General features: G+C 61.1%; 19 protein-coding genes and 1 other RNA gene. 18 read left to right on the forward strand and 2 right to left on the reverse strand.

Going from position 1 to position 24,808, the window contains the following annotated elements; translation table 11 throughout:
- Positions 1-94: 94 nt before the first annotated feature.
- The 8 genes from ACTQ40_RS06430 (at position 95) to ligA (ending at position 11,651) form a co-directional block, all read left to right on the forward strand.
- Positions 95-2,044, forward strand: a complete 1,950-nt coding sequence (locus ACTQ40_RS06430; RefSeq protein ID WP_441563635.1) for an NAD(P)/FAD-dependent oxidoreductase — start codon at positions 95-97, stop codon at positions 2,042-2,044.
- A gap of 344 nt (positions 2,045-2,388) precedes the next feature.
- Positions 2,389-2,949 (forward strand): hypothetical protein, encoded by a 561-nt coding sequence (locus tag ACTQ40_RS06435; protein WP_441563636.1) that lies wholly within the window; start codon positions 2,389-2,391, stop codon positions 2,947-2,949.
- Positions 2,950-3,279: 330 nt separating this feature from the next.
- Positions 3,280-3,972 (forward strand): GntR family transcriptional regulator, encoded by a 693-nt coding sequence (locus ACTQ40_RS06440; RefSeq protein ID WP_427719797.1) that lies wholly within the window; start codon positions 3,280-3,282, stop codon positions 3,970-3,972.
- A 124-nt stretch (positions 3,973-4,096) separates the two neighbouring features.
- Positions 4,097-5,119, forward strand: a complete 1,023-nt coding sequence (locus tag ACTQ40_RS06445) for a LacI family DNA-binding transcriptional regulator (RefSeq protein ID WP_441563637.1) — start codon at positions 4,097-4,099, stop codon at positions 5,117-5,119.
- 134 nt (positions 5,120-5,253) lie between these two features.
- Positions 5,254-6,591, forward strand: coding sequence for a glutamine synthetase family protein (locus tag ACTQ40_RS06450; protein ID WP_441563638.1), 1,338 nt, complete (start codon positions 5,254-5,256; stop codon positions 6,589-6,591).
- 50 nt (positions 6,592-6,641) lie between these two features.
- A complete protein-coding gene (locus tag ACTQ40_RS06455; RefSeq protein WP_427728642.1) occupies positions 6,642-7,304 on the forward strand; it encodes a response regulator transcription factor in 663 nt (220 codons plus the stop codon).
- A 209-nt stretch (positions 7,305-7,513) separates the two neighbouring features.
- Complete coding sequence (locus ACTQ40_RS06460) at positions 7,514-8,974, forward strand: S1C family serine protease (protein ID WP_441563639.1); 1,461 nt, start codon at positions 7,514-7,516, stop codon at positions 8,972-8,974.
- A gap of 448 nt (positions 8,975-9,422) precedes the next feature.
- Positions 9,423-11,651 (forward strand): NAD-dependent DNA ligase LigA, encoded by a 2,229-nt coding sequence (gene ligA, locus ACTQ40_RS06465; RefSeq protein ID WP_441559709.1) that lies wholly within the window; start codon positions 9,423-9,425, stop codon positions 11,649-11,651.
- A 155-nt stretch (positions 11,652-11,806) separates the two neighbouring features.
- Here ligA and ACTQ40_RS06470 read toward each other — a convergent pair whose 3' ends face one another.
- Positions 11,807-13,153 (reverse strand): MATE family efflux transporter, encoded by a 1,347-nt coding sequence (locus ACTQ40_RS06470; RefSeq protein WP_441563640.1) that lies wholly within the window; start codon positions 13,151-13,153, stop codon positions 11,807-11,809.
- A 208-nt stretch (positions 13,154-13,361) separates the two neighbouring features.
- On the opposite strand from ACTQ40_RS06470, the gene moaA reads away from it, so the two are divergent.
- The 9 genes from moaA (at position 13,362) to ACTQ40_RS06515 (ending at position 23,334) form a co-directional block, all read left to right on the forward strand.
- Positions 13,362-14,417: a GTP 3',8-cyclase MoaA gene (gene moaA / locus ACTQ40_RS06475; protein ID WP_441563641.1), complete on the forward strand. Its 1,056-nt coding sequence runs from the start codon at positions 13,362-13,364 to the stop codon at positions 14,415-14,417.
- Between the two features lie 4 nt (positions 14,418-14,421).
- Positions 14,422-15,723 (forward strand): molybdopterin-guanine dinucleotide biosynthesis protein B, encoded by a 1,302-nt coding sequence (mobB, locus tag ACTQ40_RS06480; RefSeq protein WP_441049155.1) that lies wholly within the window; start codon positions 14,422-14,424, stop codon positions 15,721-15,723.
- 277 nt (positions 15,724-16,000) lie between these two features.
- A complete protein-coding gene (locus ACTQ40_RS06485; protein ID WP_441563642.1) occupies positions 16,001-17,287 on the forward strand; it encodes an MFS transporter in 1,287 nt (428 codons plus the stop codon).
- A gap of 293 nt (positions 17,288-17,580) precedes the next feature.
- Positions 17,581-17,892: an Asp-tRNA(Asn)/Glu-tRNA(Gln) amidotransferase subunit GatC gene (gene gatC / locus ACTQ40_RS06490; RefSeq protein WP_035136890.1), complete on the forward strand. Its 312-nt coding sequence runs from the start codon at positions 17,581-17,583 to the stop codon at positions 17,890-17,892.
- Entirely contained in the window at positions 17,892-19,406 is a 1,515-nt protein-coding gene (gene gatA, locus ACTQ40_RS06495) for an Asp-tRNA(Asn)/Glu-tRNA(Gln) amidotransferase subunit GatA (protein WP_441563643.1), read from the forward strand. The genes gatC and gatA overlap by 1 nt, the downstream gene beginning before the upstream one ends.
- Positions 19,406-21,082, forward strand: a complete 1,677-nt coding sequence (gatB, locus tag ACTQ40_RS06500; protein WP_441563644.1) for an Asp-tRNA(Asn)/Glu-tRNA(Gln) amidotransferase subunit GatB — start codon at positions 19,406-19,408, stop codon at positions 21,080-21,082. Before gatA ends, gatB begins: the two co-directional genes overlap by 1 nt.
- 920 nt (positions 21,083-22,002) lie before the next feature.
- The gene (locus ACTQ40_RS06505) at positions 22,003-22,323 is read left to right on the forward strand and encodes a hypothetical protein (RefSeq protein ID WP_441563645.1); all 321 of its coding nucleotides are present in this window, start codon (positions 22,003-22,005) and stop codon (positions 22,321-22,323) included.
- Positions 22,324-22,468: 145 nt separating this feature from the next.
- Entirely contained in the window at positions 22,469-22,822 is a 354-nt protein-coding gene (locus tag ACTQ40_RS06510) for a hypothetical protein (protein WP_441563646.1), read from the forward strand.
- Positions 22,819-23,334 (forward strand): type II toxin-antitoxin system VapC family toxin, encoded by a 516-nt coding sequence (locus tag ACTQ40_RS06515; protein ID WP_441563647.1) that lies wholly within the window; start codon positions 22,819-22,821, stop codon positions 23,332-23,334. Before ACTQ40_RS06510 ends, ACTQ40_RS06515 begins: the two co-directional genes overlap by 4 nt.
- Before the next feature lie 59 nt (positions 23,335-23,393).
- On the opposite strand, the gene ACTQ40_RS06520 is transcribed toward ACTQ40_RS06515, so the two are convergent.
- On the reverse strand, positions 23,394-23,828 hold the full coding sequence (locus tag ACTQ40_RS06520) for a hypothetical protein (protein WP_441016416.1): 435 nt from the start codon (positions 23,826-23,828) through the stop codon (positions 23,394-23,396).
- Between the two features lie 239 nt (positions 23,829-24,067).
- On the opposite strand from ACTQ40_RS06520, the gene ssrA reads away from it, so the two are divergent.
- Positions 24,068-24,431, forward strand: a transfer-messenger RNA (tmRNA) gene (ssrA, locus tag ACTQ40_RS06525).
- Positions 24,432-24,808: the final 377 nt, after the last annotated feature.

Consider the following 24,808-nt stretch of genomic DNA (forward strand, 5'->3'; position numbering starts at 1 on the left):
CGCTTGGGCATGTATGACTGCAGATACGGCAGCTGCTGATACGATAGGTGTGTTAGCAACTGCCGCCGAGCGGCTTAAACGAAAGGAACCCTGTATGGAGTCCTGTGCCTACCCGATGCTCTTTAGCCCGATCAAGGTCGGTACGACCGAGGTCAAGAACCGCGTCTTTATGCCGCCGGTATCTACCAACCTAGCCGATCACGGCTATGTGACCGACGACTTGGTCGATCATTACCGTGCCCGCGCCAAGGGCGGCGTGGGCCTCATCATTACCGAGGTCGTGACGGTTGAGCCTACCTATACCTATCTGCCGGGTGACATGTGCTGCTACGACGACACGTTTATCCCCGGCTGGGAAAAGCTCGCCGCGGCCGTCCACGAGTATGGCTGCAAGATCATGCCGCAGCTCTTCCACCCCGCCTACATGGCCTTTAACATTCCGGGCACGCCGCGCCTGATCGCTCCGTCCTTTGTGGGCCCGTCCTATGCCCGCGAGGCACCGCGTCCTATCACGGTCGATGAGATTCACGAGCTTACGCACCAGTTTGGCGACGCTGCCGTACGTATGCAGAAGGCCGGTGTCGATGGCGTCGAGGTCCATGCGGCACACGCCCACGGCATGCTCGGCGGCTTTTTGACTCCGCTCTACAACAAGCGTACCGACGAGTACGGCGGCTCGCTCGACGCCCGTATGCGCTTCTTGCTCGAGGTCATCGCCGAGATTCGCGAGCGCTGCGGCAAGGACTTTATCATCGACGTCCGCATCTCGGGCGATGAGTACACCGATGGCGGCCTGACCCTCAACGACATGATCTACGTCTCGCGTCGCCTGGAAAAGGCCGGCGTCGACATGATTCACGTGTCGGGCGGCACCACCATCAAGCGTGGCTCCGCGATTCCCGCCGCCGGCACGCAGCAGGCCTCGCACGCCGCCTGCTCGCGCGAGATCAAAAAGCACGTCAACATTCCCGTCGCCACCGTCGGACGCATTAACGAGGCCTGGATCGCCGAGGAGCTGATCGAGGACGGCGCGGCCGACATCTGTATGATGGGCCGCGCCAATCTGTGCGATGCCGAGTTCTGCAACAAGGCAGCCGCTGGCAACGCCGACGAGATCCGTCCCTGCATCGGTTGCCTGCGTTGCCTGAACGGCATTATGTTTGGCAAGCGCATCTCCTGCACCGTCAACCCGGACGTGGAGCGCGACGAGGCTGGCTACGAGCCTGCCGCCGAGGCCAAGAACGTACTGGTTGTGGGCGCCGGTCCCGCGGGTATGGAGGCAGCCTACATTGCCGCCAAACGCGGTCATAACGTGGTGCTCGTGGATAAGCAGGACGAGCCGGGCGGCGAGATGCGCATCGCAGCCGTTCCGCCGGCAAAGCAGGAACTCACCCGCGTGATCAAGTATCAGTACCGTCGCCTGGCCGAGGCCGGCGTAAAGTGCGTCTTTGGCACCGAGCTTACTGCCGAGGACATTCAGCGTGACTACGCCGGCTACGAGGTCGTCCTGGCCTATGGCGCCGAGCCTATCACCCCGGCCTTCATGCAGGGCTTTAAGCAGGTTATGACGGCTGACGACCTGTTGGGCGGCAAGGCTTTCCCGGGCAAGAAGATCGTCATCGTGGGTGGCGGCACCGTTGGCTGCGAGACGGCCGATTACCTGGCCCCATTGGTCAACGACCTGTCGCCGGCCAACCGCGACGTCACCGTCATCGAGATGACCAAGACGCTCGCCGCCAACGAGGGTGGTGCCGGTCGCGCGGTGCTCATCACGCGCATGCTCTCAAAGGGCGTTCACGTGCTGACCGAGGCCAAGGTGACCGAGATTACCGAGGACACTATCAGCTACGAGAAGGACGGCGAGGTCCACACCATCGCCGGTGCCGATACGCTGGTGCTTGCTATGGGCTATCGTCCCAATACCAAGCTGGCCGACGACCTGGCGGCAGCCGGCGTTACCACTCACGTGCTGGGCGATGCCAACAAGTGCGGCAACATTCGCGACGCCATCGGCGATGGCTACAAGGTCGCCTGCGAGCTCTAGTCAACCCCTTGTTGCATGGGGACAGGTTGCTTTGCACCAACTTGGTGCATGTGAACCTGACCCCATTGCACCATTTGATACAACGCAAGCGGCGGCCGTCCCATGTTTGGGCGGCCGCCGCTTGCGTTTTATCAAAGAAAGATCATTGCCGAGCCTTAAATGCCTTTTGTCTGTGTGCCTTCCACAATCATGTTGCGGTTGTAGGCCAGGTGCAGATACATCGCATCGTGATCGATTGAGCCATACGAAAGCGAAATTATGCGTCTTAATTCCGTACGCAAATCAAGACGAAAACCGTTTGCGTCTCGGATAAATCAGTACGCAAACGGTTTTCGTCTTATATCTTGAAGGCCTACAGGCGAAACGATTCGGCAACGGTGGAGGTCGACCGGTTTGAGTATTGCAGGCTGACGCTCGAAGGCAGCAACGTAACGTTCGACGCGCTCACGTCGGCTCGCCAGGACTTGAGTTTTCACACGCTCGAGCATAAGTGTGTTGAACATCTCGGCATTTCTGAGCTAACGCCGGATATTATGCGCACGCTTCGCTTGCTCGGCAAAGATGGCTATACCAACGCTGCGGCGATTTTGGCGGATAAGAATGATTTTCCGGGCATCGACTGCGTCCGTTTTGGTGATACCGAGGATGTGATCTTGGATCGCGAGGCGGCGACAAATGTATCCGCAATTGAGCAGGTGGACAGGGCGGTGGCTATGTTTGCACGCTACTACCGTTATGAGCGTATCGAAGGGATGGAGCGCGTCCAAACCGATCGAATTCCTCTCGAGGCGTTTCGCGAAGCTGTCGCAAACGCTTTGGTGCATCGGACGTGGGACGTTCGAGCTATAGCAACCCGCATAGCGCGCCTTGATCATCAACCGTCCGTATTTCGCAGCAACTTATAACAGGCTCGGGGTGCCAATTTGGGGTGCAGTAGTGCTGCGCCACGAAAAGGGCCTATCTACTACGTTTAAGCCTCAGGGGTCAACCATAGTCGGCTTTTTCGAAAATCGACAAGCTGCCTACCTGCGGTTTTGTTTTCACGGTTTTTGGTATGGCCGAGGCTATCCGTGTTAACGTAGTAGATGGGCCACTTTTGTGGCAAGGGGCCGATCTGCGGGCTAGGGTAGCTAAAAGAGCCCCGTCCCAAAAAGACTGATTGGGAGCTGGGGCGTGTCGATGCGATAGTATTGCATGGTGGTATTCGACTAACCGAGGGCTTATCCGAGGGCTTTATGGAACAGCACCAGCATAATCAAAGCTTGCAAGATCAGGCATACAATGCACTGCGCTCCAAGATCATCTATGCCGAGCTCAAGCCCGGCACGCGCCTTTCGGCGATTGGTCTGGAAAAGGAGACGGGAATCGGGCGTACGCCCATTCGCGAGTCCTTTGTGCGCCTGCGTGAGCAGGAGCTGGTGGAAACGCGTCCCAAAAGCGGCACCTACGTCTCTAAGATCAGCATGGAGCGCGCCGAGAACGCCTGTTTCTTGCGCGAGAAACTCGAGCGAAGCGTACTCATTAAATGCTGCTCGGTCGCCACGCCCGAGCAAAAGCATCGGCTCGATCAGATTCTTGCCGAGTCCGAGTCGCTCGACCATGGCGAAACGCGTCGTTTCTTTGACCTGGACAACCTGTTCCATGAGACGTGTTTTGAGATTGCCGGCCGTCACATGTTGTGGGATTGGATGAAGAGCGTCAATACGCATTTTGAGCGATACAACTGGTTGCGTATGGTGTCGCAGGATCTAGATTGGGAGCCGATTCGTCGGCAGCATCGCCGGATTCTCGAGGCCATTAAGAGGGGCGATACCGACGCGGCGAGCTATCTGGCCGAGACACACCTGCACCTGATGCCCGAAGAGCAAGGTCCGGTTATCGCCTTACATCCCGATTATTTTGAGCTGTCCAAAGACTCGGCTATCTAGCCCATTATCGCATCTGCTCGAGACGCAAAAACGATGCTGCTCACCTACAGCGTTTTGCAACCGAGAATTTTAAAAAATGCCTAAAATGGCTCAGACTGCCGACAATGGGGAAACGGGGTGCGCTATGGCGCAGATGAGAATCAAGGACATTGCCGTCGAGGCGGGTGTGAGCCCGGCCACGGTCTCGCGCTATCTCAATAACCGCCCCGGGCAAATGACCGAGGAAACCCGTGCTCGCATTGCGGAGGTTATCGAGCGTACCGGCTATCGCCCACGTGCCGCCGCGCGCAATCTGCGCAGCTCGCGTACCAACCTCATCGGCGTGATCTTGGCCGACATCGCCAACCCGTTCTCCAGCGCCATGCTCGAGGGCCTTTCCGCCAGCGCCGCCGCGCGCGGCTGCTCGCTCATGACAGCCATTAGCGGCAACGATCCCGCCAAGGAGGCCGAGTCGCTCACCAGGCTTATCGACGCTGGCGTGGACGGCCTGGTCGTCAATACCTGCGGTGGTAACGACGAGGCGATCGTCGCGGCAGCGGGACGCCTGCCCGTTGTGCTGCTCGACCGCGACGTTGCCGACGGCGGTGTCGATCTGGTGACATCTAACAACCGTGAGCTGGTCGCCGGCCTGGTAGACGCCTTGGCTGCTGCGGGCAGCGAGCACCTGTGCCTGCTCACCGAAGCAAGCGACGACAGCCCCGTCCGTCGCGAGCGCGCCGAGGCCTTTACCGACGAGCTTTCGCGCCGCGGCCTTTCCGGCGAGGTCGTCACCCTGGCCGATGGCGGCGCCACGGGCGTCGGCCGCCTGGACAAGACCATCCGTGGCTATGCAGGAAAAGATCTCGGCCTCATTGCCGTCAACGGCCTGGTTTTCCTGCGCCTGACCGAGGCGCTGGCGCAGCTTGGCCCCTCGCTGCCGGCGGGGCTCAAGATCGCGACGTTTGACGACTATCCCTGGAACCATGTGCTCTTTGGTGGAGTCACCACGGCCGCGCAGGACACCCTCACCATCGCCGAGCGCGTGGTCGATCGCCTCTCCGAGCGTATCGACGTTGTTACCACCACCGTGGGCGATGCCGCAAAGCTCGCCCCTAAGCGCATCGAGGTTCCCGGCCACATCGAACACCGCGCTTCGACCTCGCGCTAGCCGCTCGTTCGTAACTGCCTGTTCGCGCTCGTTTTTTGGGCGCTTGATACGCTTTAACCCTGCGGAAACATTTTTCTGCGATAGTATCTGCGATATAGACCAGTCGAAACCCGCCCGAAAGAAAGGGGAGCGACATGAACCAGCAGAACATCGATTACGTACTCCGTTCCGTAGAGCAGCGTGACATCCGCTTTGTGCGTCTGTGGTTTGTCGACATTCTCGGCCGCCTCAAGAACTTTGCCATTAGCCCCGAAGACCTCGAGGTCGCTTTTGAGGAGGGTATTGGCTTTGACGGCTCCGCCATCGAGGGCTTTGCCACGCCCGAGGAAGCCGACATGCTCGCGTTCCCTGACGCCTCGACCTTCCAGATCCTGCCGTGGCGCCCGAGCCATAACGGCGTCGCCCGCGTGTTCTGCGATGTGTGCACTCCCGATCGCAAGCCGTTTGCCGGCGACCCGCGCGACGCCCTGCGCCGCATGTTCTATAAGGCCGAGAAGACCGGCTACCTGCTCAACGTGGGTGCCGCGCTGGAGTATTACTACTTCCCCGACGAGCACACCCCCGAGCCGCTCGACAACGTGGGCTACTTCGACCTTTCGGTGAGCGATGCCGCTCGCGACCTGCGCCGCAATACGGTGCTCACGCTCGAGAAGATGTCCGTGCCCGTGGAGTACACCTTCCACGCCGCCGGCCGCTCGCAGCACGGCATTAGCTTGCGTCACGCCGAGGCCCTGAGCATGTCCGACGCCATCACCACGGCCAAACTCATCATTAAGCAGCAGGCCTACGAGAGCGGTTGCCACGCCTCCTTTATGCCCAAGCCGCTGGCGGGCGAGGACGGCAGCGCCATGTTTTTGCATCAGTCGCTGTTCGACCACGACGGCAACAACGTCTTTTGGGGCGAGGACGACGAGAAGTACCACCTCTCCGATATCGCCAAGCACTATATGGCCGGCATTCTGGCACACGCGCGCGAGATCAGCGCCATCACCAACCCCACGGTCAACTCGTACAAGCGCATCACCACGGGCGGCGACTCCGTGCCACAGTACGCTACGTGGGGCCTGCGCAACCGCGCGAGCATGGTCCGCATCCCGGTCTACAAGCCCGGCAAGCAGCTGTCCACGCGCATCGAGCTTCGCAGCCCCGATCCCATGGCCAATCCGTACCTGGTCAACGCCGTCACGCTGGCGGCTGGTCTGGACGGCATCGAGCGCAAGCTGGAACTCCCGCCCGAGGCAACGGCCGAGACGCTCAAGCTTACCGACCGTCAGATGGTCGAGGCCGGCTATACGCCGCTGCCGCGCTCGCTCAAAGAGGCGCTCGACGTGTTTGAGGAATCGCAGTTTATGAAGGATGCCCTCGGCGAGCACATCCACAGCTTCTTCCTCAAAAAGAAGCGCGACGAGTGGCATAAGTTTGAGTCCACGATCACCGAGTGGGAGATCAAGCACTACCTGGCGAACTCCTAATCGCGCCGGCTTGTTCCAGTACGATTGAGCTCATTTCCTTGGAGGTCGATATGTCCGAAAAGAGTGCCCTGTTCATGGCGCGCACGACGCGCTTCCACGAGTTTGCCCGCAGCTTGACGACCACCCTGGGTGTCGAGGTGAGCCTGGCAACCCCCGATTCGCCGACTGCGGCGCATGACTTTGACCTGCTGATCCTCGATTCCGATGGCATCCGCAGCGACCGCATCGATCAGATTGCCAAGTGGCTTGACGACCGCGGCGGCGTTCCCATGCTGGTGATCGTCGACGACGAGGCGCTCGGCACCCTGCGCCTGCCCAATCACGCGCATGCCGACTTTGTATGCCCCACGGCGACACCCAACGAGCTTAAGGCTCGTGCGCAGCGCCTGATGGGCGAGGAGGAGACCATCACCGCCGACGATGTGCTCAACATCGATAACCTCGAGATTAACCTGGCTACCTACCAGGTGACACTCGACGACGAGCCCATCGACCTGACGCTGATGGAGTACTCGCTGCTGAGCTTTTTGGCGACGCACCCCAACCGCGCCTACAGCCGCGAGGTGCTGCTGCACCGCGTGTGGGGTTTTGAGTACTGCGGCGGCACGCGCACCGTCGACGTGCACATCCGACGTATCCGCTCCAAGGTGGGCCCGCAGATCGCGGCGCACATTACCACCGTCCGCGGCGTGGGTTATCTGTTTAAGGACTAGCTTTTCACCGCAAAGGGGGGCAGGCGCCTTCGTGGTGGTTTTGCCGCATGCGTGGATCCCTTTCGAGTTTGCAGCAGAACTTAAGCATTCCTTAAAGATTACGTTCTCATACACGTTCGCCCGCATATTGGGGTACAACTCAACGTGAACAATGATGGCCCGCCACATGTTTGGCGGGCCTTTGGTTATTAGACGAAAGGATCGCAGCTATGAGCGAGAACGATTCCCAGCGTCCCCAGGATGCGGGCAACGCTGGCGAGACCCAGCAGCAGCCGCGCGTGCAGGTGGAGTCGACGCCTGCCGACGGCAACATTCCCTACGTGCAGGCCTACGACACACAGACCGGCCAGCCGCTGGGCGGTCAGCAGGTTGTAAACAAGCACACGGTGGTCAAGACCAGGACCAAAAAGCTGCCGATCTTTATTACGGCGCTCGCCGGCTGTGCCTGCGGCGCCCTGCTGGTCATCGCGCTCATTATGAGTGGCACGCTCAACATTGGCGGCGGAAAGAATGTCGTGACGGCGGGTGCTTCGGGTTCATCGACGCAAAAGATTACGATCGACTCCGAGGACACCACGCTTGCCGAGGCCGTTTCTGCCAAGGCCCTGCCCTCCGTCGTTTCCATCACCGCCACTTCGAGCGGTAGCCAGAATGGCTCGCTTTCGCAGTCTGCCGACGAGTCGGATGGTTCGGGCAGCGTCGGTTCGGGCGTGGTGCTCGATACCGAGGGCCACATCCTCACCAACAACCATGTGGTCGATGGCTATGACCAGTACGTGGTTACCATGGACGACGGTACCACCTACGAGGCCGAGTTCGTGGGCAACGACGCCTCGAGCGACCTGGCCGTCATCAAGCTCAAGGATGCCGAATCCTCCAAGCTCACCCCGATCGAGATCGGTGACTCCTCCAAGCTCAACGTGGGCGAGTGGGTCATGGCGATCGGCTCGCCGTTCGGCAACGAGCAATCTGTCTCCACGGGCATTGTGTCGGCGCTGTATCGCTCCACGGCCATGAGTTCTACCAGCGGCAACACCATCTACGCCAACATGATCCAGACCGATGCCGCCATCAACCCGGGCAACTCCGGCGGCGCGCTCGTTAACGACAATGGCGAACTCGTGGGTATTAACTCTCTTATCGAGAGCTACTCGGGCTCCAGCTCGGGCGTGGGCTTTGCCATTCCGGTCAACTATGCCAAGAACATCGCCGACCAGATTATCGACGGCAAGACGCCGGTTCATCCATACCTGGGCGCCACGCTTTCGAGCGTCAACGCGCTCAACGCCCGCACTAACAATCTCGGCACCGATAGCGGCGCGTATGTGGCAAGTGTCGTCGAGGACGGTCCTGCCGCCAAGGCTGGCATCCAAGAGGGCGATGTCATCACCAAGCTGGGTGACGATGAGATTACGAGCGCCGATGGCCTGATTATCGCGCTGCGCAGCCACGAGGTGGGCGAGAAGGTCGAGATCACGCTCGTGCGCGGCAAGGAAGAGAAAAAGGTCACGGTCGAGCTGGGTTCTGATGAGGAGCTGCAGAACCAGCAGCAGAACGACAGCGCGACCGACACCGGCAACGGCGGCATTACCGACGAGCAACTGCGCCAGTACCTGGAAGAACTGCTGGGCCAACAGGGTCAGGGGCAAGGCTACGGTCAGGGTTTCTAACGAGCTGTATCGCACATATCGAAGCCAGAGGGGCTGTTCCGCCAACGCGGGACAGCCCCTCTTCTCTTATTGATCCGTTGGGGACGGAGGAAAACGGATCATTTAGAAATGGCAAGGGCATGGTTCGGAACGGCTTGGACAGTTAGTTCAGATTTGTATAAAACGGGTGCGGTCTGAGGCGTGTTTTGAGCGGTTTTGAAATGAAAGATGGGCCGAGATGGGTGTCTCGAAGACGGAAGCAAACCTAATTTGCCGTTCAGAACGATTGATTGGGGCGAAAAGCCGATATTTCAGCTCGATTCGGCGCGCGTAATTATACAAATCTGAACTAACTGTCCAACCCCGGTCTGGCGGCTGCCGATTCGGTGCGGTTTGAGACTGCTATTCGGCCCCATCGCGACCGGTGGTACTCTTGTATCCGTTTGAAATCGAGCGAAGGAGTGCCGCTATGGAGCAATCGAGCCTGTTTGGTGACGGCGTGGACATCGATACCGAAACGCCAGCGAGCACGGATACCGCTGCGCCGGCCGATACCCGTGCCCAGGCGGCAGCGCGCGCGGCTGAGTTGCGCCACGAGCTCGACTACCATGCTTACCGCTACTACATGCTCGATGCGCCCGAGATCACGGACGCTGCCTTTGACAAAATGCTCGTTGAGCTGCAGGAAATCGAGGCTACCTACCCTGACCTGGTGACGCCCGACAGCTATACCCAGCGCGTGGGCGGCTACGTGAGCGAGCAGTTTACGCCGGTCAAGCACATGGCGCGCATGTATTCCATGGACGATGCCATGGATCTGGACGAGCTCGACGCTTGGCTCCAGCGCACCGAGGATGCGCTCGGTGCCGGTAGCGTCACCTATACCTGTGAGCTTAAGATCGACGGTCTGGGCGTCGCGCTTACCTACCAAAACGGCACCTTTGTGCGCGCCGCCACGCGCGGCGACGGCACCACGGGCGAGGACGTGTCGCTCAATGTCCGTACCATCAAGGATGTGCCCATGCACCTGTCCGAGCCGGCGCTCGCTCACATGGGCGCCGACCGCGAGCGCACCATCGAGGTACGCGGCGAGGTGTACATGCCCAAGGGCAGCTTTGTTCGCCTGAATGAAGAGGCCGATGCCGAGGGCCGCGACCCTTTCGCCAACCCGCGCAACGCCGCTGCCGGATCCTTGCGTCAGAAGGATCCCAAGGTCACGGCGCGCCGCGACCTGGCCACCTTTATCTATGCCATTGCCGATACCGATCCGCTGCACGTCCACAGCCAGCGCGAGTTTCTGGACTGGTTGCGTAGCGCCGGCTTTAGCGTCAACCCTAACGTGGCTCGTTGCGCCACGCCGGCCGAGGTCCACGAGTTCTGTGCCCAGGCGCTCGAGCACCGCGGCGACCTGGATTACGACATCGACGGCGTGGTCGTAAAGGTTGACAGCTTCCAGCAACAGCTCGACCTAGGCTTTACCGCCCGCGCGCCGCGCTGGGCCATTGCCTTTAAGTTTCCGCCCGAGGAAAAGCAGACCGTCCTGCGCGAAATTCGCATCCAAGTGGGCCGCACCGGTGTGCTCACGCCGGTCGCCGAGTTCGACCCGGTGACGGTTGCCGGCTCCACCATCGCGCGCGCCACGCTGCACAATATCGACGAGATCCGTCGCAAAAACGTGCGCGAGGGCGATACCATCATCGTGCACAAGGCGGGCGACGTTATCCCCGAGGTCGTGGGTCCGGTGCTCGACAAGCGCCCGGCCGATTCGGTTGACTGGCACATGCCCGAGGTCTGCCCCGTGTGCGGTAGCCCCGTGGTCCACGAGGATGGCGAGGTGGCTTACCGCTGCGTGTCCATCGACTGCCCCGCACAGCTCAAGGAGCGCCTGCTCCACTGGGTGAGCCGCGGTTGCATGGACGTCGATGGCCTAGGCGACGAGATCGTCGACAAGATGATCGCCGCCGGGCTGATTCACGACGTCGCAGACTTCTACCAGCTCACGGTCGACGACATCGCCGGCCTGGACACGGGGCGCACCTATGCCAGCTCCAACAGCAGAAAGGGCGTTAAGAAGGGCGATCCCATTCCGGTAGGCCTCAAGACGGCCGAGAAAATCATCGCCGAGCTCAACAAGTCCAAGAGTCAGCCGCTCGGTCGCGTGCTGTTTGCCCTGGGCATCCGTCACGTGGGCAAGAGCGTGGGCGAGGTCATCGCCGAGCGATTCCTGTCGATTGACAAGCTTATCTTGGCGAGCGAAGAGGATATTGCCGAGTGCGAGGGCATCGGCCCCAAGATTGCGGCGAGCGTCAAGCAGTTCCTGGCCGTGCCCGAGAACCTTGCCGTCCTGGAACGTCTGCGCCAGGCGGGCCTGTCGCTCGAGGTCGATTTGGGCGCCGCGCACGCGCAAGCCGCAGCCGACGCTGGCGTGGCAGGCGAGCTCGCCGACGCACAGCCGCTCGCGGGTCTGACCTTCGTGCTCACCGGCACGCTCGTCAACCGCACGCGCGACGAGGCGGGCGCGGCGCTCAAGGTGCTCGGCGCCAAGGTTTCGGGCAGCGTATCAAAGAAGACGAGCTATCTGGTTGCCGGTCCCAAAGCGGGTTCCAAGCTTACCAAGGCCGAGCAGCTGGGCGTACCCGTGCTGGACGAGGACGCACTCGAGCAGATCTTGGCTACCGGTGAGGTGCCCCAGGCTTAAGGCATCAATAGTCAAATTGAAGAACCGCCCGAAAGCGCGATGCCTTCCGGGCGGTTCTTACTTTGTTGGGGAAACCGGCATCGTGATCTGCGTCACATAGGTCGCGGGGTCGTCGCTGATGATGTCGTCAATGAGGGCGATTTCGCGTGGCCCCGCTACGCTGCTAACTTGTCAAAAGCCCCGCGCCGGTTGAGCACGGTAAACGCGACAACACAGATGACTGCCGACAGAATTGACCCGCACGGCGAGGCGATGCCCATGGGAAACAACGTATCGGAATAGGCGTTCGACAGCAGCCACGCGCCCGGCACGCGAATGAGCGCCACGGCCAGCACGTTGTGCGCAAAGCCGATGTAGCTCTTGCCATATGCAGCGAAAAAGCCGCTAAAGCAAATGTGGATGCCGGCAAAAATCGCGTCGAAAATATAGCTGCGCATATAGCCGGTGCCGGCAGCGACTACTGCAGCGTCCTTGGCAAAAAAGCCAATAAACGCCGGCGCCACCAGCCACATCAGCACCGTGATCAGGCAGCCGTACACCACCGAGATGGTCATGGCGTCTTTGAGCACCTGACGCGCACGGTCGCCCTTGCCCGCGCCGGCGTTTTGCGCCGTGAGTGCGCTGACGGTGGCGCCCATGGAACTCGGTACAATGAACAAAAAGCTGATCATCTTTTCGACCAGGCCCACGGCGGCGGCGTCGACCAGGCCGCGATGGTTGGCGATGACGGTGATAAACATAAACGCCACCTGGATGCAGCCGTCCTGCACGGCCACGGGCACGCCGATTTTAAGGATGCTGCCGAGCACCTCGGGCTGGGGGCGCAGGTCGCTACGCTTAACGTGGATGTTCGTGCGGCGGCTCTTAAGCCACACGAGCGCGAGGGCAACGCTTGCCGTCTGGGCGGTTACCGTGCCGAGTGCCGCACCCACGGGGCCGAGCCCCATGTAGCCGATAAACAGAAAATCGAGCGCGATGTTGATGATGCACGCCACGCCGATCACGTACATGGGCGAGCGCGAATCGCCCAGCCCGCGAAAAATGGCCGAGAGGATGTTGTATGCGGCGATAAACGGAATGCCGACAAAGCAGATGCGCAGGTAGGCGGCGGTTCCTTCGACTGCCTCGGCTGGCGTCCCAATAAGTGCCACGATCTGTGGGCACAGTGCGAGCAGGATGGCTGCCAGCACGACCGAGACACCCATAAACAGCGTGATAGTGTTGCCGATGACGGTTTCGGCGCGATCGAAGCGGCGCGAGCCCACGGCGTGGCCGACGATAACCGTCGTTCCCATGGCCAGACCCACGAGCGTCACGGTAATGATATAGAGCGTCTGTGCGCCATTGCCCACGGCGGTGATGCCGGCGGCACCGCTAAACTGCCCCATCATGTACAGGTCGGCCATGCCGTAGAGCATCTGCAAAAAGTACGAGAGCATATAGGGCAGGGCAAAGACCGCGATGGTCTTAAGGACATTGCCGCGTGTGAGGTCGTGTTCCATAGGTGGGGCTTTCTGGCTGGGTCTGTTTCCGTACCAGTGTAGTGAAAACCCTACAACGATTGTAGAGTCAAGGTTTGTGTGTTGAGGATGGGCTTGGAAAGCCGGTCTTGTTCGAAGCGACCTGTCCTGTCGTACGGGTGTCGGCATGATTCTCTCGTGGGGTATTATGTTTTTCGAAGAATAAAACGCCGCGTGAGGGGAGGGCAGCGTGGACGGGCACGTGCAGCATGACGGTTTTGGCCGCGATATCAACTACCTGCGCATTGCCGTTACCGACAAGTGCAATTTCCGCTGCATTTACTGCATGCCGGCCGATGGCGTGGCGCCCCGTGCACACGACGAGTTACTCAGCGCCGAGGAAATCGCCCGCTTTGTGCGCTTGGTGGCGGGGGAGGGCATTCGCCGCGTGCGCCTGACGGGCGGCGAGCCGCTGGTCAGCCGCCGTATTATTCCGCTTATTCGCGACATCCGCGCGATCCCTCAGATCGAGGACATCTCGCTCACCACCAACGGCGCCCTGCTGCCCAAGCTGGCGCCGCAGCTCAAAGATGCCGGGCTTAACCGCGTCAACATCTCGCTCGACACGCTCGACCCTACGCTCTTTGGAAAGATCACGCGCCTGGGTCGGCTCGAGCAGACCATGGCCGGCATCGACGCGGCGCTGGCTTGGGGCTTTGAGCCCGTTAAGGTCAACTGCGTTGTTGTGCGCCGGCTCAACCAGGATGTGGCGGCCCTCGCGCGGCTCACGCTCGACCGTCCCATCCACCTGCGCTTTATCGAATATATGCCCATCGGCGACGAGCACACGAGCTCGCATTGCGCTGTGGACCCGCATGCGCCCGCGCTCAATCCCGAGCTGTGGGACGCGAGCGATACCGTGCCGAGTGACGAGCTGCGGGCGCGCATCAATGCCGGGGCCACCGCGACGGGGCTGGGCGAGCTCGAGCCGCTCGACATCAACGACGCTCCTGCCGGCGCGGGCCCTGCGCGCTATTGGCGCTTTCCGGGCGCGGCGGGAACGGTTGGCTTTATTAGCGCCATGTCCAACCATTTTTGTGCGAATTGCAACCGTCTGCGCCTGACGGCCGATGGCAACGTGCGTCCATGCCTGTTTAGCGATGCCGAGTATTCGGTGCGCGACGCCCTGCGCCGTGGTGATGATATACAGGTACTTTCGATTTGGCACGATGCCGTGGCCCACAAACCGCAGGAACACGCGATAATTGAGGGCACGCAACGATTTATGTCCCAAATCGGAGGATGATCATATGGCCAAGAGCAGGTACGCCGACGCCACCAAGGCCGCTCGCAGGGCCGCGATGTCTGCCCACAAAGCCACGGCCGCGGCGAATGCTGGCAACGCCGACGCGTCCGCGCAGCCGACTTCCAGCGCGGCCACCGAACCCGCCCGTGACGCACGTCGCAACGAGCTGACGCACGTGGACGCCAAGGGCGAGGTGCGCATGGTCGATGTGTCCGACAAGGCCGAGACCCATCGCATCGCCATCGCCGAGGGCACCATCCTCATGCATCCCGAGACACAGGCCATGGTACTGCAGGACCGCGCCAAAAAGGGCGACGTGCTTGCCTGCGCGCGCGTGGCGGGCATCATGGCCATCAAACGCACGAGCGACATCATTCCCATGTGCCATCCGTTGCTCATTACCAAGAGCAAGTGCGACATTGCGCCCATCGCTCCGGCGGGGACGCCGGCCGAGGATATGCCCGAGGGCTGGGCACCGGCGCGCGCGGACGGGCAGGTTGGCTTTCACGTACTGGTTACGGCCGGCGTGACGGGCAAGACGGGTATCGAGATGGAGGCCCTGACCGGCGCGAGTGCTGCGTGTCTAACGATCTATGACATGTGCAAGGCGGTTGATCGCGGTATGGAGATCGTCGACGTGCGCCTGTTGCACAAGGAGGGCGGCCGCTCGGGCGTGTGGGACCGCGCAGAGCGTCAGGCCGCTGCTGTTGAGGCCGTGGCCACTGACGGTGCCGCACCCGCGAGCTCACCCGTCGCCGTCGCGCCCGCAGCTCCGACACCGGCCGTCCCCGCGATCGCGTTTATCGGCTACCAAAACTCGGGCAAGACCACGCTCGTCGAGAAGGTTATCGCCGAGCTCACCCGTCGCGGCCTGCGCGTGGGTTCGCTCAAGCATCACGGGCACCACGGCTTTGATATCGACGTGCCCGCTAAGGATACCTGGCGCCATCACCAGGCCGGATCCAAGCACGTGGGCCTCATCTGCGCCACGCGCTGGGCGGAGTACGCCGACACGCGCGAGGGGGACGAGATGCCCGCGCGCGAGCTGCTGTCGCGTTACAACGATGTCGACGTGGTGATCATCGAGGGCTACAAGACCGAGGGTTTCGACAACATCGTGGTCGCGCGCTCCGGTGTCGACCGTCTGCGTGGCAAGAGCTCGCTCGACCTGGTCGACGGCCGCACGCTGGCCCTTGCCTGCAACGAAGCCCTGGCACGTCAGGCCTTCGACGCAGGCTTTGCGACCCGAGCCATCAACATCAACGACGCCCGCGCCATCTGCGACCTTATCCAAGACCACCTTTAAGGCTTGGCGCTGAACCTGCCAAAAAGGGACAGGTTTATTTTGGCAGGTTTTATCTGGGCAAACGTCATTTCCACCACAGAGGGGCCAGGCATCTTTGTGGTGGTTTTTGCTTTGGTAGATTTTTGTGACATGCCTTACAATCTACCAAGTAGTTCATGACGGGCGAAAAACGGAGAGAAGGGTCCTGATGCGTCCTTAATGTTTCATGCGGATAGATTGATTTGACAGACGGCGACGAATGTCCACCGCCCGTATTCGTATGAAACGAGGAGTCTCCGTGCTCGTATCTCTTCTCTCAAAACCTCGCCCTTCGTTGTCCGCGCAGGCTAAGCACCTGGTGGCAATGCGCTTCCTCATATATACCGGCTTTCAGACCAGCTACTTTATCGGTGTTATCGGAACACTCACCTATGCGGACGGCGCTTCGGTCGTTGCGACATCGCTGGCCGTCCTGTTTATGAACGTCTTCGTGATCCTGGGATCCTTTGCGGGTGGAGCGGCGCTTGACGCTTGGGGTCCGTGGCGGCATTTCCGGGCGAGTATCTTCGGCACGTTGGCAACCGGCGCGGCAATCCTCGCCTGTGGCAGCGCGACCGGAACAGTCCTTGCCGGCGCGGTGCTCCTGGGCTTTGTGATAGGATTCGCCCAGCCCGTCGCCACGTCCTATCCGGCGTATCTCACCGACGACCCCGTCGAGCTCAAAGACATCAACTCCGCCATCGCCATGCTCTCCAACGTGAGCATTATCGTCGGCCCCACACTGGGCGGCTTTGTCGCGGCGGCTGCATCGTCACACGCGGTGTTTTTGCTCATGATGATCTTTACCGTACTGGCGCTCGTCGCCGGTTGGGGCTTTAGGCCGCAAGCAGGTCGCGTCGCCGCGCGCGAAAGTGCTCCCGCGGATAGCAGCACAACGGCAAGTACTGCCAATCAAAGCTCCGACTCCAATAAATCCACCCGCGTCACCTTCGTGACCAGCATCAAGACAGTCTTTACCAACAGCGTCCTCGCCCTGCTGTTCTGCATTATTTTCCTTTCGAACTTTGGCTATGGCGCCTTCGATCCACTGGAGTCATTCTTCTACCGTGATGTTCTGCATGTCGGTGTCGAGTGGATGGGCTGGCTCTCGTCTGCCTGCGGCGTGGGCGCGGTGCTGGGCGCCGTGGTCGCGCTCCGCTTGCCGCCGCACCTGGTCAACCTTAAGACGCTGCTCGTGGCGCTTCTGTCCGTGGGCCTGGGAAGCCTGCTCTACGTGGGAACGCCGTACGTGGGCGTAGCCCTCGTCGGCCAGATTGCCCTGGGCGTGGCCTGGGGCGTCGTCAACCCGCTCCACAACACGATCGTGCAAACGACGGCCCCGCTCGAACAGCTCGGTCGCGTCAACTCGGTCATGGGCTTTGGCAGCATGTTCGCCGGCGTGGCGCCGCTGGCGATTGCCCCGTGGCTGGCGGCGACGTTTGGCGTGCAGCAGACGCTCATCGGGGCGGGTATGGTCGTGACGGCGGTTCCCGCGGCACTGCTGCTGTTTGGACGCCGGCATTTGGATCGTGCCGCAAAGCAGTAAAAACCATCACAACATTCGATGAAAATCGCGATTTTGTCGAATAACGTCGAATGTTGTGATGGTTTGCGCCCCGGGTCATGCCATCCTGCGGATCCGGCCACCACAAAGGGGGCAGGCACCTTTGTGGCGGTTTTCGCTATGGACGGTGCGGTTTCGCTGCAGAACCGCCGGCCCGCCGCCTGCCAACCGCCGCCCTCGTTACGTTTTCGCTGCATTTGGGTAAAGCGCCTGCTCCAAGCCGGCGTTGCCTTGTATACTAGAGCGGTTTAACTGTTATGCGGAAGGGAGCGCCTATGGCACTCAGCGAGAAAGACGTGCGCGGTATCGCCGAGTACGCAAAGATCGCACTGACCGATGACGAGCTCGCCCAGATGACGTCCTACATGAACGATGCCGTCCAGATGCTCGAGCCCGTCTTGCAATATGACTTGCCCGACGTGGAGCCCACGTTCCATCCCATCGGAAGCCTGTCCAACGTGATGGGCGATGACCTGCGCGAGCCCGAGCGCGACCTGCCGCTCGACGTCGCGCTCGAAAACGCCGGCAGCGCGCGCGACCGCTACTTCCGCGTGCCGTCCATTTTGGGAGAGGGGGAGAGCGAGTAATGGCGCAGAGCTTCGATTCCCTTACCGCTGTCCAGATTGCCGCGGGAGTTGCCGCTGGCGACTTTACCGCTACCGATGTGGCCCAGGCCTCCCTTGCCGCCATCGAGGCGCGCGAGGGCGGGGTCCAGGCATTCCTGCAGGTGGCGCCCGAGCTTGCGCTCGAGGCCGCCGCGCGCGTGGATGCCGATCGTGCCGCAGGCAAGCCGCTGCCCCCGCTCGCGGGCGTGCCGCTGGCCATCAAGGACAACATGAACCTTGTGGGCACGCGCACCACCTGCGCTTCCCGCATGCTCGAGAACTACCAGAGCGTCTACACCGCCACCTGCGTCCAGCGCATGCTCGATGCCGGCTGCCTGCCCATGGGCAAGGCCAACATGGACGAGTTTGCCTTTGGCAGCTCCACCGAGAGCTCGGCGTTCCACCGCACCAACAACCCCTGGGATACCGAGCGCGTGCCCGGCGGCTCCTCGGGCGGCTCCGCTGCCGCCGTCGCCGCGGGCGAGGTCGCGCTCTCGCTGGGCTCGGACACCGGCGGCTCCATTCGCCAGCCGGCGTCGCTGTGCGGCGTGGTGGGCTTTAAGCCCACATATGGCGCCGTGAGCCGTTACGGCGTGGTCGCCTTTGGCTCGTCGCTCGACCAGGTGGGCCCCTTCGGCCGCACGGTCGAGGATGTCGCGCTGGCCATGAACGCGCTTACCGGCGCGGGCCACGATCCGTACGACTGCACCAGCCAGGATTGCGCCGTCGACTTTACCGAGCATCTCAACGATAGCATCGAGGGTAAGCGCGTGGGTATCATCCCCGCGTTTATGGAGGCCGAGGGCCTGACGTCCGAGGTCAAGGCCGCTGTTCAGCGCGCCGCCCAGGAGCTGCAGAACCAGGGCGCCGAGCTGGTCGAGGTCGACCTGCCGCACCTGGATGCCGCCATCGCCGCCTACTACGTCATCGGCCCGGCCGAGGCGTTCTCCAACCTGGCCCGCTTCGACGGTATTCGCTACGGCTATCAGGAGGAGGGCTGCGCCAACCTGTCCGACCAGAGCTCGCTGTCGCGCGCCCACGGCTTTGGCGCCGAGGCCAAGCGCCGTCAGATGCTCGGCGCCTACCTGCTGAGCTCGGGCGTGTACGACAAGTATTACTACGCTGCGCAAAAGGCCCGCACGCTCATCACGCAGGACTACGACACCGCGTATGCCAAGGTGGACACCATCCTCATGCCCGCCTCGCCGCGCACGGCCTTTAAGTTTGGCGAGATCAGCGACCCCACGCAGATGTACCTCTCCGACCTGTACACCATCTCGCTCAACATTTGCGGCAACGGTGGTATCTCGGTGCCGCTGGGCTTGGGCGAGGATACTCAGCTGCCCGTTTCTGCCCAGCTGGTGGGTCCGGCGTTTAAGGACCGTCAGCTGCTCACGTTTGCCCGCGCCCTGGAGCGCGGCTTTGCCGATGCCGCCACGGGTGCGCCCGCGCTTTCCGTCGCGCCCGATTTTGCCGGGAAGGGAGGCGAGCTGTAATGAAGGAGCTTTCCGAGGTCCTGCAGGATTGGGAGGCCGTGATCGGCCTGGAGATTCATACCGAGCTCACCGCACTCGATACCAAGATGTTCTGCAACTGCAAGCTCAGCCACGATGACGAGCCCAACGCCAACGTGTGTCCGGTGTGCTTGGGCCTGCCCGGCGCCCTGCCGGTGCCCAACAAGCGCGCCATCGAGAGCATCGTTAAGGCCGGCCTCGCCACCAACTGCGAGATCCAGCGCCACTCGATGTTCTACCGCAAGCACTACTTCTATCCCGATATGGCCAAGAACTTCCAGACAACGCAGGGTCCGGTCGCCTTTGCCATGTACGGTCACCTGGACCTGGACGTGACTGGTCGCGGCGCTGCAGAGCGCCCCGATTGCGCGTTTGGCGAGGCCGAGGCCCAGAGCCTGGCGAGCGCCTCGGCCAACGCCGAGGGCCTGTCTACGTCCATGACGTCGACCATGCGCGAGGGCAATCAGCGTGCCGGCCATCTGGCCAGCTATGACGCGTCCAACCTGCAGATGCCCGAGCGTCGCGAGGACGGTTCCTACACGGTGCCCATCCGCATTCTGCGCATCCACATGGAGGAGGACGCTGCCAAGATGGTGCACGTGGGCGGTGCCGAGGGCCGCATTACCGCCGCCGCCGAGTCGCTCGTCGACTACAACCGCTGCGGCACGCCTTTGATTGAGCTCGTCACCGAGCCCGACTTGCGTACGCCTGAGGAGGCCCGCCTGTTTATGGAAAAGCTCCGTCGCATCTTTGTGACGCTGGGCATTTCGGACTGCTCCATGGAGAAGGGTTCCATGCGCTGCGACGGCAACGTGTCGCTGCGCCGCCGCGGCGAGACCAAGCTGGGTACCAAAACCGAGCTTAAGAACCTCAACTCGTTTAAGAGCCTGCACGACGGCCTTGCCTACGAGATTTGCCGCCAGGCCGAGGTGCTCGAGGAGGGCGGCATTATCTATCAGGAGACCCGCCACTGGGAGCCCAGCCGCAAGCGCACCGTGGTCATGCGTGTGAAGGAGACGGCCGACGACTATCGTCTGTTCCCCGACCCCGACTTGGCGCCGTTCGATCTGGACGACGAGTTCATCGATGGCTGCCGAGATGAGATTCCCGAGCTGCCCGATGCCAAGCGCGCCCGTTTTGAGGCCGATTTTGGCATTAAGGCGGCCGATGCCGAGCAAATCGCCGGCGACCCGGAGTTTGCCGAGTTCTTTGAGGCCGCCGCTGCCGGTATGGCTGGCAAGGAGGCCCAGACGGTTGCAAACTTGCTGGTGAACGAGATGATCGCCTACCTTAAGGGCGCGGGCGTGTCGCTCGCCGAGTCCGGCATCGCGCCGGCTCAGGTGGCAGCGCTTGCCAAGCTGCTGGCGACCGATGCCATCAGCTCCAACCAGGCTCACGAAGTCTTTGAGGCCATGGCCCAGACCGGCGACGACCCCAACAAGATCGTCGACGAGCGCGGTATGCGTCAGGTGAGTGATGCCGGCGCGCTGCAGCCGATTGTGGACGAGGTGCTGGCAAACTGTGCCGAGCAGGCACAGCAGTATCGTGACGGCAACCAGAAGGTCATCGGCTTTTTGGTGGGCCAGTGCATGAAGGCGAGTCGCGGCAAGGGTAACCCAAAGCTCTTCAACGAGTTGCTGAGAACGTCGCTCTCGTAAGCGGGAACCGAGGGGCCGGGCGCAGGGCCTTGCCTCTCAATTTCGGACAGTCCTGACTCACGACGGAGGCGCCACTGGCGCCTCCTGTTCGTGCGGAACTCATTGAGAGGCAAGGCCCTGCGCCCGGCCCCTCGGTTCCGTGGCGACTCGGCCGTTCTGGTCAGTCGGGCTGAATGGAAATAGAGTGAATGGGCGCGCCGTTGGCGCGCCCATTGTTTTTGAAGGGAACTCATTTTGAGCAAGCGCCCGCCCTGCCGGGGCTCCCGGGTTCCGTGGCGACTCAGCCGTTCAGGTCAGGCGGGGCTAAATGGAATTTGGTGAATGAGGGTGCCGTTGGCACCCTCATTTTTTTGTGGATGTGGCGCAGGGACGGTCCCTTGGTCACATTTTTGGGCTGTGGAAAGCGAAGCTTAATACTTTTCCCGAGAAGTGAACGACCTTATTTGGACCTCTGAAGCATCGACACTATTTGGACGCTGTTTCCTGCGGTTTTGCCGAGTTTTCCCTGCGGTTTTGTTACTAAAAAATGCGGATGCTTCAGGGGTCCGATTTTGCTCGTTCACTTCTCGGGAAAAGTATTAGACCTCGATTTGCTGGGACGGGGGAGAGTCTTTCTTGGATGCCGGAGATGTACGTTGTGGCAGACGGATTGTCGAAAGTCGGCCGGTCTGCACCCTAAGATTTCCAGAAAGTTAACCATTTTTGACCTTAATAGTTAGTCATTCTTAACTATTATCCAAAAGTGTGCATAAGTAAACTTATTCACTTGGGTGCTGAGGCACCGTGCCGTGTCCAATGCGGCAAAAGGGAGAAGCAACATGTAGAAGCCGACGTTTAACACCCTGCTTGTCGGTGGCGGTTTTCTGCTTGGTACGGCTGGCATCAAGCTGCTCGCCAGCGCTCCGGTAAAGAATGCCTGCGTGCAGGGCATCGCGTGCGGCATGCTGCCGTCGAGTACATCGTGGCGCACGGCATCGCTTCGTCCATCGAAGGGCGTCGCGCCATCATCGGTTCCGCGCACTTTGACCGATACGGATCTTGCTGCGATCGTGCGCCTGCGCCGTATGAGCCAGGGCCTCGTTGATCGTCTGACGAGCTCCTATTCTAAGGTGATGCTCACCAACTCGGCGCTCTTGGCACTGGGCAGTACCGGCGCGATTGCCTCGCAGGCATCGTCGCTGCTGCACAACGGCTCGACGATCGCCTACAGCCCGAGCAACGCGAAGGCTTACCTGCGTTAGCAGACGTGTTTGCCCACGTTATCTGGCCTGCGCCCAGACGGCATCGGTGTCGTCCGGGCGCAGGCCTTTTGCATCTGACCCCAATTGATAGCGTCTCTATATAGTGTTGCTATCGAGGATAGCAATTGAAGGGAGCGAGATCGACGTGGGTGCTGCTAGCGGCATGGCGCAGGTGAACGTTTGCGTGGATCGCCAGGTCAAGAACCGTGCCGAGGAGGCGCTGCGGCTTTCGGGCGGGACACTGCCCGAGCTCATCAAAAAGGTGGTGGCCAAGGTCGCGCAGGGTGGCGGTTCGTGCGAAGAGGTGTTGTCGGCCGTTGACGACCAACCGCCTAGTGCTGGTGGCACCTCGCCGTTTGTCGCATCATGGGCGGCGGTGGATCGGCTTTACGCGGACCTGGGCATCGATACATCATCTGCGTCTGATGACCGCAGCTGGGACACAGTCTATCCCGAAGCCATGGATGAGCATTATCGCCAAAAGGGGATGATCCTGTGAGCGGAGGCCCCCTTAAGATTATGGTGGACGCCAACGTATGGGTCGATTCGTTTTGCGCCGAGCATACCGAGTCGCTTGCCGCGTGCGCGTTTATTGGGCAGGCGACGGAGACGGGGGCGTTGCTGTTCTTTCCGGTGCATATCGCCAAGGACGTGCTGTACGTTGTCCAACACGAGCTGAAGCGTAGCGTTCTTGCCGGCGGGGGAGCGCTCGACGAGGCATCTGTCCGTGCAATTGGCGATGCGGCGTTGGCGTTTGTTCGGAACGTGACCGAAAACGCCACGGCCGTGGGTGCAGATGCATCGGGCCTTTGGCTGGCCGACAAATACTTAGCGCTCCATCGCGATTACGAGGACAACTTGGTGCTCGCCGCGTGCAAGCGCGCGCAGATCGATTACTTGGTGACCAACAATCGCAAGCTGCTCGAACATGCCGATCTTGCAGCAAAGACCCCGCGCCAAATGATGCCGATTCTAGCTTTGGCCGAACGTGGTGGCGCGGCTATCGGTTAACGCGAACTGTTTGCGTGGCCTTCGGAACGTCGGCGCTCAGAAGGCCACGCATCCTTTAATTACAAAAGCGCTGCCTTGATGACGGGAGCTTCGACGAGCTTCTCGGCGGCCTTTTCGTCGGAATCGTTTAGTGCTGCTAGACTGCGGTAGACCCACTCGTTGACCTGGGTGTTCTTGACGCCTGCGGTCTGCATAAGGGCGCCTACCTCGCGGATTGCTGCGAGCAGATCGGCTTTGGGACCCGCGAGCTCGACCTCAATGCCGTGGTAGGCGGCCACGCCGCGGTTCTCGCTCACGTGGTCGATAAAGCCCGCGACGGTCTCAAACTGCTGGGCGAGAGCTGCATCATCGTCAGCGTCCAGCGCAACAAGGGCGTTCGATACCGTGAGGGCGGGATGTCCACAGGGGACAAAGCCTTCGATGACATCCATGGCTTCGGTAATGGTCGAGCCCAGGCCTGCGAGGGCATTGATGAGTTGCTGCTTGGTATCCATAACGGTCCTTTCGACGGGTCAATTTTGCTTGGCGAAAATATACGTGACGTGTTCAGTGGCAAAAATGCGAAGTATGGCGCACATTAGGGTCTTCACAGCTCGTGCATAGAGCAGGTGTCTGCCTTTAGAACGTGGTAAGATAGCTATCCACGAGCGGGGTTTACCCCGCGTGTTCCTTGAAAAGTCGACGGTTATCGGGTGTTTGCAGGCCCGATACCATCCAGACTTTCCCAACATTCGGGGGCGACTGGTTTCGACACGATAGCTCTGAGAGAGGAAGCAAGCCGAGGTCTCCTCGCCTCGTTAAACAGGGGTACCGTCAAATTGAATTGACAACAACTCTTCTTTTGAGCCTATGGCTCTCGCTGCTTAGTTTATAGCGGCGCGTCAACCCGGTGATTTCCCCGACACCGGCGCGACGTCATGTTAGGGGAATGCTCCCGCGCACGTAATCGGTATGGCGCGGGCTAAGACCGAACCGGTTGGGATGCCGCGAGCGTGTCGCTGCGCGCAAAGCGTCCGAGACTAAACCAGTGACTGAGCTTGGAGATGCCAATCAGGGGGCTTTCGTGGACCGGAGTTCGATTCTCCGCGCCTCCACCAATAGCTACAGGCAGGTAGGTAAACGCACCTACCTGCTTTTTTATTACTTATAGATACCGCGGAGAATCGAACTCTATGCAGGGCGCGGGCGTAAAGAAAACGCGTAAGCGTTTTTAGCCCGCGGGCGAGGACGCCGGCAGGCGGCCGAAGCCGGTGCGGATTTGCGAAGCAAATACGCGGATTCTCCGCGCAAAGCCTCGACCCTATATAGATGCGATGCCGATCGGATGACAGCCGGCAACGCCCTGCGCCAGCGTCATCCCCGCACCGCGGAGAATCGAACTCTATGCAGGGCGCGGGCGTAAAGAAAACGCGTAAGCGTTTTTAGCCCGCGGGCGAGGACGCCGGCAGGCGGCCGAAGCCGGTGCGGATTTGCG

Origin of the sequence: Collinsella sp. Sow4_D11 (assembly GCF_052116465.1) — a bacterium.
GTDB lineage: Bacteria > Actinomycetota > Coriobacteriia > Coriobacteriales > Coriobacteriaceae > Collinsella.

Bases quoted from the DNA above. Each gene is read 5' to 3' on its own strand.
- ACTQ40_RS06430 (WP_441563635.1), top strand. From the start codon at position 95: ATGGAGTCCTGTGCCTACCCGATGCTCTTTAGCCCGATCAAGGTCGGT.
- ACTQ40_RS06440 (WP_427719797.1), top strand. From the start codon at position 3,280: ATGGAACAGCACCAGCATAATCAAAGCTTGCAAGATCAGGCATACAAT.
- ACTQ40_RS06445 (WP_441563637.1), top strand. From the start codon at position 4,097: ATGGCGCAGATGAGAATCAAGGACATTGCCGTCGAGGCGGGTGTGAGC.
- ACTQ40_RS06450 (WP_441563638.1), top strand. From the start codon at position 5,254: ATGAACCAGCAGAACATCGATTACGTACTCCGTTCCGTAGAGCAGCGT.
- ACTQ40_RS06455 (WP_427728642.1), top strand. From the start codon at position 6,642: ATGTCCGAAAAGAGTGCCCTGTTCATGGCGCGCACGACGCGCTTCCAC.
- ACTQ40_RS06460 (WP_441563639.1), top strand. From the start codon at position 7,514: ATGAGCGAGAACGATTCCCAGCGTCCCCAGGATGCGGGCAACGCTGGC.
- ligA (WP_441559709.1), top strand. From the start codon at position 9,423: ATGGAGCAATCGAGCCTGTTTGGTGACGGCGTGGACATCGATACCGAA.
- ACTQ40_RS06470 (WP_441563640.1), bottom strand. From the start codon at position 13,153: ATGGAACACGACCTCACACGCGGCAATGTCCTTAAGACCATCGCGGTC.
- mobB (WP_441049155.1), top strand. From the start codon at position 14,422: ATGGCCAAGAGCAGGTACGCCGACGCCACCAAGGCCGCTCGCAGGGCC.
- gatC (WP_035136890.1), top strand. From the start codon at position 17,581: ATGGCACTCAGCGAGAAAGACGTGCGCGGTATCGCCGAGTACGCAAAG.
- gatA (WP_441563643.1), top strand. From the start codon at position 17,892: ATGGCGCAGAGCTTCGATTCCCTTACCGCTGTCCAGATTGCCGCGGGA.
- gatB (WP_441563644.1), top strand. From the start codon at position 19,406: ATGAAGGAGCTTTCCGAGGTCCTGCAGGATTGGGAGGCCGTGATCGGC.
- ACTQ40_RS06520 (WP_441016416.1), bottom strand. From the start codon at position 23,828: ATGGATACCAAGCAGCAACTCATCAATGCCCTCGCAGGCCTGGGCTCG.